We start from the raw sequence: 11856 nt of genomic DNA on the forward strand, positions 1-11856 counted from the left end.
CGCTAAATTAGCGACTTTTTTATTTTTGTTTTATTGGTACGTCAAAGCAAATCATAATATAAACGTTCACTTATTAATTTATGTTGAAATTATGGAAGGATTTAACGTATATTTAGATCTGATCTTTATGTTATAGACAGAGGTGATTGATTGAGCACATCAAAAAAGCGCGTTCAATTCATTGATGGACTGCGCGGATTCAGTCTGGCCGGCATTGTTCTGGCGAATATGTTGGCTTTCCAATACGGAATGTATGGCCAGAGTAAACCCCAACTGTTCGGGATCGGAGGAGCAGATCAGGCTTTCCTCTCGTTCCTGCTGATCACTGTGGTGGGAAGTTTTATGCCGATTTTTGCATTTATGTTTGGCTTCGGAATGGTTAAGCTCTCGGAGAGCCTAAAATCACGAGATTTACGACCAAAGTGTCATCTGGCACGCCGTTTTCTACTGCTGTTTGGAATCGGATTACTGCACATCATCTATCTGTGGGAAGGGGATATCCTAGCTTTTTATGGCGTACTCGGTTTCTTCCTGCTCATGTTCCTTAATCGAAAGCCCAAAACGCTGTTCATTTGGGCGGTACTGCTACTCATGGGAGCGGGGATACTTGGTCTCCCGGGATCTAATCCGATGAACCCGCTGGCGATTGAGTCCATTCATATGGAGAACTACATCATTCAAAGTCAGGATGTATACGGCAACGGCAGCTATGCGGAGATAAGGGATTTCAGTAATAACGGCGATCCATTCGGCGGGGATTTGGAGGTGTCATTCGCCTTATTGATCCTGCTGTTAGCCCCACTCATGACAGTACCGATGTTCCTGCTGGGCATGCATGCTGCCAGAATCGGCACATTTAGTGATCCCCAAACGATGCGGACAATGTATCTTCGCCGGGCATCGTTATTGATTCCAGTTGGTTTGATACTCAAAGCATACGGCGTATTGGCGCCACAATTGGGTGCGGAAGGTTGGCTCGGAATCGGAATCGGGGGGACGCTTGGTGGAACGTTGCTTGCACTGGGGTACATATACGCATTTGCGCTGTTGTATGCTGGAAACCGTCGTACCAGCCTGATGAGCAGGTTCGAGGCGGTTGGCCGTCTCTCGTTGACGAATTACCTGATGCAGAGCGTAATCTGTACGACAATTTTCTATGGATATGGCTTGGGGCTGTTTGGAAGTACTGGCGTGTTTGTCGGAGCGATTATTGCACTTGCAGTCTACTGCATTCAATTGTGGCTCAGTCCGCTATATCTTAAGAAATTTAGCAATGGGCCTGTCGAGTACCTCCTACGGATTTGGACATATCTGTCCTGGAAAGGGCAGCCAAGAAAGAAGAAAAGATCGAATTTAACTACGAATGAAAACGCGCCTGGTGTCCAATAAGCATAAAGTGCTATCGTGAAACGCAAAAAGAAGCTCGTTCTACCAAAAGAAAGGGCTTCTTTCGGCCGTAGCGATGCTTAAAGCAAGACACGAATTATCCACTTAACTTTAACGTTGGTTAGTAGCGGGTTGTTTCCTTTAGGATGGAGTTTTTCATAATTAATTTTGTGTGCTTATATTACCTTTATTTGTTATACTCACTGAAGAATAAGAAATCCCCCTAATGTTTCCTGTTATAATTTAGAATTATTTATAGATTCAACATATCAATCCTAATACATAAGCTAACTATTATAGTGCGGGCAGTGGTAAGGTAATGCGAAATGATAGATGAAGCATATACATTCAACTTTTTCCACTCAGACTTGAAAGGATCGTTATTGTGCTAAAAATTATTAATTTTCTTCTTTTCTTGCTGATCATTTGGGTAGTCATCTTTTATCCTTTTCGTTTTGCTTGGTTTGAAGGTGTGAAACAGATTCCTGCAGATCTTCATGGTGTTTATTTACTTTTCTTGTTCTTTGGATATCTGATCTGTTCAACCGCTATGGGACTTATGGTTGGCAAGATGTTTTTTAAACGAAAAGAACAGTAAGTATTTGCAGGCAGGAAGGTAGGGAGCTTGGAGAATGGACAAAGGTATTTTAATCAATCAATTTTTAGAACTTTTTCCTGAATTCCACGATTGTTATATAGAACATTTGGATTTATATCAAGAGTTTCTAGGACATGTGTTTTTTGGTGATAAAGTGGCTACTTATGTTGAAGGATTGCTTCGTGAAAATGATGATACAGAACAAATTGAGAAGTTTTTCAATTTTTTTGAATGGATGGCAACTCAAACGAGCCTTTATATTGTTCAAGTGTTATCTACTACAATCTTGTATGATCTAGGTGGGCATACAGATATTTTGCAAAAAGCTCAATGTTATATGAAGTTACATACTAAAAGACTCTCTCAAGAAATAGAAGATTTGCACTCAGGAAAATATTTTTCATAGAATAATCTGCCTTGATCCATGTATTCTTTTCGCGACCTCGTAATAAAATCGGAAGAAATCTTCCAAAACAGGAGGCGACATATGAATACCATTTTAAAAGTTATAGAAAAGCTAAAGTTGAATGTCTTAAATATCGAAGATGTTCCAGAGTCATTTAGCTCTGATGTATACAAACTTACTCTCGTCAGTGGAGAAAACGTGTTTGTGAAAATCCCTTTTAATAAGAATAAACTATTCCGTGAATTTCAGATGCTTGAACATTTAAAGGGTGTAATACCGGTTCCTAAGGTATTGGACATATGGTACGGGGATGAAAGTGCTGCTGGAGCTTTGCTCCTTTCAGCAATTCAAGGTATGCCTTGTACAGGAGAGATTGATGAGAAACTTTCTTTTCAGATTGGCGTATATCATGCTATGCTCCATGAGGTTAATACTCCTGGGTATGGTTACCATGTAACCGATGGTTTTAAGTTACTTGACCAAAATAATTGGAGATTACATATCAAAAGTAATTTTGAAAAGTGGAAAGAGCCATGTAAAGAAATTCTCGACTCTGAATTGTATGAGAGATGTATTCATCACTTTGATGGAGTTTTCTCTGCTTTACCGCATCCTGACGGGCCATGCATTGTTCATATGGATTTTAGGCCAGGTAATATATTGGTGAATGGTAACGAGGTTGCTGGCATTATTGATTTCGAGAGTGCTCGTAGTGGTTCCTCGGAAATAGATTTCACAAAAGTTAATCGATATATTTGGAAAGTTAATCCGAGAACAAAGATACCGTTCATTAAAGGTTATCAATCGATTCGACCTATGCTGGCTCTGGAAAGAGTGCTGCCATTTTACGATTTTTACGATGCTTTCAGCGCAGTTGTTTGGTGTAAAAATAGAGGCATTGAAAAAAATCATACGTTTCTTCAAGAGAATATTCTTATTTTAAGGAATTCGGTGGAGTGTTGAGTATAGTTGTTTATATAGGATAGGGCGTCAGTCCATATTCTACTATAGAATTGTATACGCTTTCAGAACAAGTAATAGAAGGGAGATTTGACTTAGTATGAATGAACAAAGTGCTAAAAATAAGGTGGCTTGGGAACATCGGGCATATGAATTTTGGAATCGGCGAGATGGTTCACCTAAGGAAAAAGCACAACAAATATTAGCTAATCCCCTTGAACAGCTAAAAAAACATAAGCAGTATTTTGAACAAATTGCAGGAAAAAGGATTGCTAACCTTTGTGGTTCAAATGGAAGAAAAGCAGTCCCAATAGCGCTGTTAGGCGCAGATGTAACCGTATTTGATATATCTGAAGAAAATAAAAAATATGCTCTAGAACTGGCAGATTCCGCCAATGTGTCTATACAATATGTTGTTACTGATATTTATGATATAGACTTAGAAAAGTATAGTGCTCATTTTGACATGTTATACTTGGAAGGCGGAATTTTACATTATTTCAATGACATTGAAAAATTCATGTCTCTACTGTTCTCATTACTTAAAGATGATGGTGTGATGGTTTTGAGTGACTTTCATCCTTTAAGAAGATGTATCATTTCCTCTAATTCTAAAGTCGAATACCCAATCCAACAAAACTACTTTGACGAAGAATTACATAGTGGTGATGTAGCATATAAACATTATTTCTCTCAAGATGAACAACAAGACTTTCCAGATGTTTCGATTAGGCTGTATACCCTTAGCGAAATAATAAATTCCGTTATTACATCTGGCTTTAATATCAAGAAATTTGATGAGCATCGTGGTTGGGAAAATGAGAACATTCCATGGGAATTTACAATTGTGGCTAATAAATAAACTGAAAGTGCTATCCAGAGAAGAACCACTCCTTTGCCGGAGTGGCTTCTTTGGATCATACGGAATAAGTGAATTAGTAGACAATTATATAACCCGAGAATGGTTCGATTACCGACAGGTAATTCATCTTAAATCGTTAGACTACCGCCGACATTAGATAATCGCCTTGCTTCACTTCCTGTTCGGTAGTTTTTAACACGTCCAAGTAGTTGGCAGAGTTGGTAACGATGACTGAGGTAGCAGTGATGTAACCCGCTGTCCGGATTTGCTCCGCGTCAAACTCTACAAGCAGTTGCCCACAAGAAACACGATCACCCTCTTTAACTTTTTTCTCGAAAAATTGTCCTTTTAGCTTTACCGTGTTCACTCCGATATGGATCAGGAGCTCTATGCCACTGTCCGTGGTCAGGCCGAGTGCATGACCGGTAGGGAATACGGTTGTTACGACACCATTGATTGGCGATACCAAAATTCCATCAGTGGGTTCAATAACAAGCCCCTGTCCCATGGCACCTGAAGAGAAAGCGGGATCAGGCAAATTTTCAAGTAGCTGGACACTGCCTTCCAGCGGACTCACAATGATTTCCTTGTTCAACCGCGATTCGTTTGGCTCAATCGCTTGTTTTTCCTGTCCAGAAGTTTCAGTCTGTGGCTCCTCAACAGTAGCCTCAAGATCTTTGAATCCAAGCAGCAACGTGAGTAGAAAAGCCGAGACAAAAGATACCGAAACACCGATGACAACCGAGGCAAACCCCGTTGTTACGTAAGTAGGAAAAGCGAGCAGGCTGGGAAGTGAGTAAGCGACTGCCCGACCGCCACCGACTCCGATAATTGCACCCCCGATGGCTGCGGAAATACATGCGTAAATGAACGGTTTTTTCAATCGCAAAGTAACCCCGTAAATGCCTGGTTCCGTAATTCCGAAAATCGCAGTAATCGTAGCCGAGCCAGAAAGGGTTTTAAGCTGTGAATTGCGGGTTTTCATCATAACGGCGAGCAAAGCACCGGCTTGAGCCAGCACGGCTGCGGTCAACATCGGCCGCATTAGGTCATATCCTAGCGCCGCCAGATTATTAAGTGTAATTGGGAGAAAAGCCCAGTGGAGTCCAAAGATAACAATGACCTGCCAGAAACCACCGGTGACTGCTCCTGCCAACATTGGACTGAATTGCATGAGTGAGGTAAAACTGCTAGCCAACCCCTGACTAACACTGTTGCCGATCGGCCCAAAAGCAAGAATGGTAAGCGGGACGACAATCAGAAGCGACAGCATCGGCACAAGAATATTGCGGATAGACTGGTGAATAATCGAGTTGAACCATTTCTCTATATGAGATTGAACCCACACTGCCAGAAGGATTGGAAACACGGTGGAAGTGTACATTACAAGCACAATGGGGATGCCTAGGAAATCATAGGTTTGGCCGCTATTAAACGCAGCAGAAATGGTCGGAAAGACCAGGGCTCCGGCAATAGCCAAGGATACGTTCATATTAGCTTTGAATTTCCTTGCGGCAGTAACTGCCAAAAATATGGGCAGAAAGGTGAATACACTACTTGATGCCGCGTTTAAAATTAAGTAAGTTCCGGAGTTGTCATCTAGCCAGCCGAGCGCCACAGACAACACAACCAGACCTTTGAGCAATCCAGCTCCAGCTAGCGCACTGAGCAGCGGGGAAAACACACTGGAAATAAGATCTACGGTTTTTCCGAATATTCCTATTTTTTCTGCATTCTCTTTAGTATCCGTTTTACTGCCGCCATCTTGAAGGTTGGTGTGCTCCATGATTCCTTCATAAACTTTGGAGACGTTATTGCCGATGACGACTTGAAATTGACCGCCGCTTTTCACAACGGTGATGACTCCGTGTGTATTTTTCAAGGCCTGTTCATTCGCTTTTGTATGATCTTTCAGGGTGAATCTAAGCCTGGTTGCACAGTGATATACATCATTCACATTAGATTCACCGCCAACAAGTTCAATAACACGTATGGACAGTTCTTTGTCTTTATTACTCATAGCATATTGCCTCCTTCATGATGGGTAATTGATCTCAGGTTGTGAGCTGTTCGTTCCTGATGTGCCGGCTTACATCGTTTCACTTCCAAAAAGCAGCAAAACCTGAACTCGTGGCAAAATAAAAAGAAAAATCTTTTTGCCATCAGTCCAGGTTTTGCCTGCTTTACCAGTCACAATCCTTTATCCTAATGTGTTGTATATGAAGTTTTAGCTTGAAAGAAATAGGACTATAAAGTGCTTCGTTCAGTAAGCCGCTGGATATGAATGGTTAGGTAAACGAATTCATCTTTGTTTAAGGACTGTCCATACGTTTTTTCTAAGTACTCGTTGATCTTGCAAGTGCAGGAAAAGGCTTTGACATAAGTCCTTTTCACCTGCTGATATAAAAAATCTTCGCCGCTTTGGTGAATCTCGTGGCGTAATAAGCGCATGGCGAAATATTGAAGGTGTGTTAAAAAACGCGAATAGTTTAAGCTCGATTCATCAAGAACAGTGCCGTAATGGTACGTGACGATTTTCAAAATTTCGTTGACAATTTCAGTCATCTTTATCGTCAATTTCATTTCAGTGCCGTCAAGTCGGGCATTGACTACATGTAAGGCGATAAACCCAGCCTCATCTTCCCCGAGTGAAACTCCAATCATGTCGCTGATTAACTGCAGAGCATCCAATCCGATACTGAATTCCGTTTTATAGAAACGTTTAATTTCGAACAACATGGCATTTTTAATCTCCATACCTTTGTTCTTACGTTGGATGGCAAAACTAATATGGTCGGTTAACGACAGATAAATATTGTCGCTGAGTTCAGTACCAAGGACGCGATTGGCGTGTTTTACGATTTCGTTCACAACTTCGAAATGAACGGCGGGTAATTCATGAATCAGTTCAGCCATTTTTACAGCAAATGCATGCTCGGCTAAATGGAAGATTTTATCGATCTTGTGTTCATCGACCTCATCACCTGCACTTTTTTGGAAGGAGATGCCTTTACCCATAACGATGACTTCCTTCCCCTTTGTATTGCGGGTCAGCAGAAGGTTATTGTTTAATACTTTTTCAATAATCATGTGCATCGGCTCCTTGTTTTCTGCAATATGCATAAAAAAAACCTAAGATAGTTCAAACGCCGCCAATTGGTTAACGGCATTCAAACTTTCTTAGGTATTGCCCGAATCAACGGTCACAATCCTTATTTGAGGTAACTATAGCACAAGTGATAAAGCGGTTTCAAGTTACAAATTAACCCCATTTAATTCCACTAAAAAAGTTCTTGACATGTAATGCATTACACAAGATAGAGTCCAAATTGAGAACACAATAGAACAAGGAGGACTTCAAAATGAAAAAAGGATTAAAAATTGTGACGATTGGCGGCGGATCGAGTTACACCCCAGAATTGATTGAAGGTTTTATCAAACGGCATCATGAACTTCCAATACGTGAATTGTGGCTTGTGGATATTGAAGCAGGAAGAGAGAAACTTGAAATTGTAGGAGCCATGGCTAAACGGATGGTAAAAGCGGCGGGAATCGACTGTGATATCCACTTGACGCTTAATCGAAGAGAAGCGTTGGCCGATGCCGATTTTGTCACCACCCAATTCCGGGTAGGTCTTTTGGAAGCTCGCATTAAGGACGAAACGATTCCGATTAGCCATGGGATGATTGGTCAGGAAACCAACGGTGCAGGTGGGATGTTCAAAGCATTCCGTACCATTCCGGTCGTTCTTGGAATTGTTGAGGACATGAAGGAGCTTTGCCCAGATGCTTGGTTAATCAATTTCACGAACCCTGCGGGAATGGTAACGGAAGCTGTGCTCCAATATGGTAAATGGGAGAAGGTTATTGGTTTGTGTAATGTTCCTATTATCTCCTCCAAGAATGAAGCTGCTGTTCTGGAAAAAAATGAAGAGGAACTGTTCTTCAAATTTGCCGGTATCAATCACCTTCACTGGCACAAAATTTATGACCGAGATGGTAAAGAGCTTACTAAAAAAGCCATCGAAAAGCTCTACGGTCCTGATGCCGAGCCAGAAAAAATGGTGGAAAATATAAAAAGCATGCGTTTCTTATATGAGCAAATTCTCCAACTGGGTATGCTGCCTTGTCCTTATCACCGGTACTATTACATGACCGACAGCATGCTTGAAGAGGAAGTAGAAGCGGTCAATGGCGAAGGAACTCGTGGGCAGGTTGTGAAACGCCTGGAGGAAAGTTTGTTTGAACTTTATAAAGATCCTAACCTGAATTACAAGCCTAAGGAATTGGAAAAACGCGGAGGGGCTTATTACAGCGACGCAGCTTGTGAAGTTATTAATTCCGTATATAACAACAAGGGAACGCATATGGTAGTCAACACACAGAACCGCGGAGCAATTAGCGATCTGCCATATAACAGTGCCATCGAAGTTACAAGTATCATTACAGCCCATGGTGCAGAGCCTGTTCACTTTGGCGCATTCCCGTCCGCACAAAAAGGGTTATTGCAGGTGATGAAGGCAATGGAGGAACTGACGATCGAAGCAGCGGTCACAGGAGATTACGCAACCGCTCTACAAGCATTCACACTTAATCCGCTCGTTACCAGTGGTGACATTGCTAAGGTAGTTTTAGACGAAATGTTAGAGGCACATAAAGAACATCTTCCGCAATTTCACAAATAATTTATTTAGAGATTGAACAACATTCAGGCCTGTCCCTCATATAGGGACAGGCCTGAATGTTGTTCGTTCATGAAGTTTAAGAGGATGGATGAATGTTTTATGTAGATTTTCGTTCAATCAGTCTAAACTGAAGAGGATGAAGATTGGATGCTGAATTTTCCAGCATACTCATAATGATATTAAAGGCATTCTCTGCTTGTTTATCCACAGGGTAATGGATGGTTGTCAGATCAAGCAGGTGAGCGCTGTCTGTATTATCAAATCCCATGATTCCCACATCATCCGGAACCGAAAATCCCGAGCGTTGAATCTCCGTTAAAATACCTGCTGCTACCTCATCGGTCGAACAGGAAATAGCATCCGGCTTGTCCGTTTGTTCGATCCACCATCGGGCTATTTCTTCGCCATCATGAATGGTGACTTTATTATGAAATTGAGGAAAGCCGGTGTCCTTCAACCTATGCTTTTCCACAAAATCCTCATAAGCTCTTATTCGCTCCAAGGTATTCTGTCCTTTGGACGAATACACGTTCAAAATTTTACGATAACCTCTGGCATACAGATATTCGAGACCAAGCGTATAACCTTGATATTGGTCCATAAATACGGACGGTATGGTGTCGCTGGTAAGACGCTGCCATGTTACAATTGGCCCATATTTCGTGTAGGATTCGATGATATCCCACTCAATCGTCCGAACCAGACAAAGAAGGGCATCCACCTGTTTACTGCGTAACATTTCAAGCGCTACAAGCTCCTTATCACGATCTCCGTCTGTCATAAAAAGCATAATGTTGAATCCGTATTTTTGAGATATCATGTGGAATGAACGGACAAGTGACATCAAAAGAGGATTGTAAGTAACACCCATAACACCGATGACTTTTGTCGCTCCATTTTTTAAAGACTTTGCATTCGAATTAGGGACATAATCTAATTGCTCCATGATGTTCAAGACTTTTTCTCTTGTTAAATCGCTTACATAGGGATGTTGATTAATTACCCTTGAAACGGTTGCTGTAGAAACGCCTGCAAGACGTGCAATCTCTTGAATATTTGCCATCTGATCCACCTCATCATTAAGGATAGCACGATTTTAATTGTTTACAAGGCTGGGGAATGATCTCGATTTGCCACTAGGTGATGGCAGTTTGGATATTGTGAACAAGAAACTTAATTCCTTACGGCGTGATACTATTCTATGAAGAAAGTCAGGCCAAAAGAGTACATACAATATTTTTTTAAAATCGCGTGGCTTTTTTACTATGTCTGGTGTCTAATTCATTGTAATTCAAGAGGAGGTACTCACCATGTCAGGAGCTCATGACAGTAACCCTGTTTATCCGGATGAACAGAACCGTATCACAAGCTTTGAAAGCACGTATGAGTTGCATCGTCAAAGAATCTGCAAATACTTCTCGCTCAAATTAAACCCAATGGTTGCAGATGATCTAACTCAACAGGTGTTTTTGAAAGCAGTCGAAAATATTCACAGCTTCAAAGGGAAATCGAATTTATTCACGTGGATATTTAAGATTGCGCAGAATACAGTGAAAAACGAATATCGGAGGTTATCGCGAAAAAAAGAAACCCCATATGATTATACTCAATATGAATCACAGTCGATCTCCCTTGAATTTACGAAGTATGTTGATTTTCGAATCGATATTGGAGTGGCACTAAAAAAGCTTGATGACATTGACCAGGAAATTATTGCATTACGTTTTTTTGTGGACTGCACGTTGTTTGAAATCTCCAAAATTGTGGGGATGCGAGAGAGTGCAGTAAAGAACAGATTATATAGATCTCTGGAAAAACTTAAAAAGGAACTTAAAGAATGGGGGGACGTTACCATCATGTCTATTCAAGATTTGATTTCCATTGTAAATAAGGGTGACAATGCGGGGACAAACAACCATCTGAAGAAGGTACATCATGATTTGTTCGTTGAACTCAACAATAATGTTGAGCGAATCTCATCCAAGTACAATTACCATCCAACACAAAAAGTCGTTATTGAACTATATCCTGATCTGCCGACGTTTCATCAAGCCCTAGGAGAAGCAGATGCTCCCAATTGGTTCATGGGCACTTATGAAGGTAATATTTTCAAAATTGTATCTCCGTTGAATCCAGGACCTGAGCATACCTATGAATCCATTCTTAAAGGCACGCTTCACTTGTTCACCATGTGGCTGATTAGTGAAATTAATCCGAAGGCTTCAAAATGGATCAGGCAAGGCATCGGTGGATATGAAGCCAAGCTGATGACTCAGGACTATATTAAAGAATCCACAGAAGAGGCTATTCGCAATAAGGTCATTCCTACTTTTGAACAATTGGATGATGACACCTGGAATTTCGATACAATGAAGGGGTTCCAGTTCTCGTACATGTTCGTGGAATTTGTAATTGAACAATACGGAATAGAGATTCTAAACAACGTGATCCGTAATCCGCAGGATTTTAATCGAATCTTTCATTGCTCCGAGATGGAATTGCATAAGAAAATGGTTGATTATATAGAAAAGTAATCCATACTTAAGTGTATTTTGCCCGGGTCATGAACCGGGCTTTTTTTACATTCAATACGTTGTTCTCAGCGATCGCTTTGAAAATATTGTAAATCTATATATAGACATGATAAGATAGGTATAAGAACGTTTTGAATGAGGTTACCTAAATCAAAATACAGGAGCGTTATTATATTGAACAACAATACGATTAAAGTTGGTGTCTCTAATAAAGAAGGCCAGTTAGGTTTTGTCTTTTCGAGAGGTGGTCTGCGAGAAGGTTCCGGGAGAAAGAGTATAGGTGTGACCAAGAAAATATCTTTAACTCTAACAGAGGACATGTGGGGAAAAATCGAAAACCATTGCACAGAGCATAAACTTTCTCGTTCGGAGGCTTTACGTAACATGATTGAGTCCTTCTATTCAAAATAATTTTTTATTCGAGG

10 protein-coding genes are annotated in these 11856 nt (G+C 40.9%); 7 read left to right on the forward strand and 3 right to left on the reverse strand.

From position 1 onward, the window contains the following. Nucleotides 1-150 precede the first annotated feature (150 nt). The 4 genes from QVE09_RS02230 (at nt 151) to QVE09_RS02245 (ending at nt 4212) form a co-directional block, all read left to right on the forward strand. Nucleotides 151-1389 (forward strand): DUF418 domain-containing protein, encoded by a 1239-nt coding sequence (locus QVE09_RS02230; RefSeq protein ID WP_315935481.1) that lies wholly within the window; start codon nt 151-153, stop codon nt 1387-1389. 629 nt (nt 1390-2018) lie between these two features. Beyond that, the gene (locus QVE09_RS02235; RefSeq protein ID WP_315935482.1) at nt 2019-2390 is read left to right on the forward strand and encodes a DUF7674 family protein; all 372 of its coding nucleotides are present in this window, start codon (nt 2019-2021) and stop codon (nt 2388-2390) included. Between the two features lie 81 nt (nt 2391-2471). Beyond that, on the forward strand, nt 2472-3353 hold the full coding sequence (locus tag QVE09_RS02240; RefSeq protein WP_315935483.1) for a phosphotransferase family protein: 882 nt from the start codon (nt 2472-2474) through the stop codon (nt 3351-3353). A 97-nt stretch (nt 3354-3450) separates the two neighbouring features. Next, a complete protein-coding gene (locus QVE09_RS02245; RefSeq protein ID WP_315935484.1) occupies nt 3451-4212 on the forward strand; it encodes a class I SAM-dependent methyltransferase in 762 nt (253 codons plus the stop codon). A gap of 136 nt (nt 4213-4348) precedes the next feature. Here QVE09_RS02245 and QVE09_RS02250 read toward each other — a convergent pair whose 3' ends face one another. Both QVE09_RS02250 and licT read right to left on the reverse strand, forming a co-directional pair. Next, nucleotides 4349-6232 (reverse strand): beta-glucoside-specific PTS transporter subunit IIABC, encoded by a 1884-nt coding sequence (locus QVE09_RS02250; RefSeq protein WP_315935485.1) that lies wholly within the window; start codon nt 6230-6232, stop codon nt 4349-4351. A gap of 227 nt (nt 6233-6459) precedes the next feature. Then, nucleotides 6460-7302: a BglG family transcription antiterminator LicT gene (gene licT / locus QVE09_RS02255; RefSeq protein ID WP_315935486.1), complete on the reverse strand. Its 843-nt coding sequence runs from the start codon at nt 7300-7302 to the stop codon at nt 6460-6462. 272 nt (nt 7303-7574) lie between these two features. Here licT and QVE09_RS02260 point away from each other — a divergent pair, with 272 nt between their 5' ends. Beyond that, entirely contained in the window at nt 7575-8897 is a 1323-nt protein-coding gene (locus tag QVE09_RS02260; protein ID WP_315935487.1) for a 6-phospho-beta-glucosidase, read from the forward strand. A gap of 97 nt (nt 8898-8994) precedes the next feature. Here QVE09_RS02260 and QVE09_RS02265 read toward each other — a convergent pair whose 3' ends face one another. Beyond that, nucleotides 8995-9960: a LacI family DNA-binding transcriptional regulator gene (locus QVE09_RS02265; RefSeq protein WP_315935488.1), complete on the reverse strand. Its 966-nt coding sequence runs from the start codon at nt 9958-9960 to the stop codon at nt 8995-8997. 247 nt (nt 9961-10207) lie between these two features. Here QVE09_RS02265 and QVE09_RS02270 point away from each other — a divergent pair, with 247 nt between their 5' ends. Both QVE09_RS02270 and QVE09_RS02275 read left to right on the forward strand, forming a co-directional pair. After that, a complete protein-coding gene (locus tag QVE09_RS02270; RefSeq protein ID WP_315935489.1) occupies nt 10208-11431 on the forward strand; it encodes an RNA polymerase sigma factor in 1224 nt (407 codons plus the stop codon). A gap of 174 nt (nt 11432-11605) precedes the next feature. Continuing rightward, complete coding sequence (locus tag QVE09_RS02275; protein ID WP_315935490.1) at nt 11606-11842, forward strand: ribbon-helix-helix domain-containing protein; 237 nt, start codon at nt 11606-11608, stop codon at nt 11840-11842. Nucleotides 11843-11856: the final 14 nt, after the last annotated feature.

Origin of the sequence: Paenibacillus sp. ClWae2A (assembly GCF_032452295.1) — a bacterium.
Taxonomy (GTDB): domain Bacteria; phylum Bacillota; class Bacilli; order Paenibacillales; family Paenibacillaceae; genus Paenibacillus.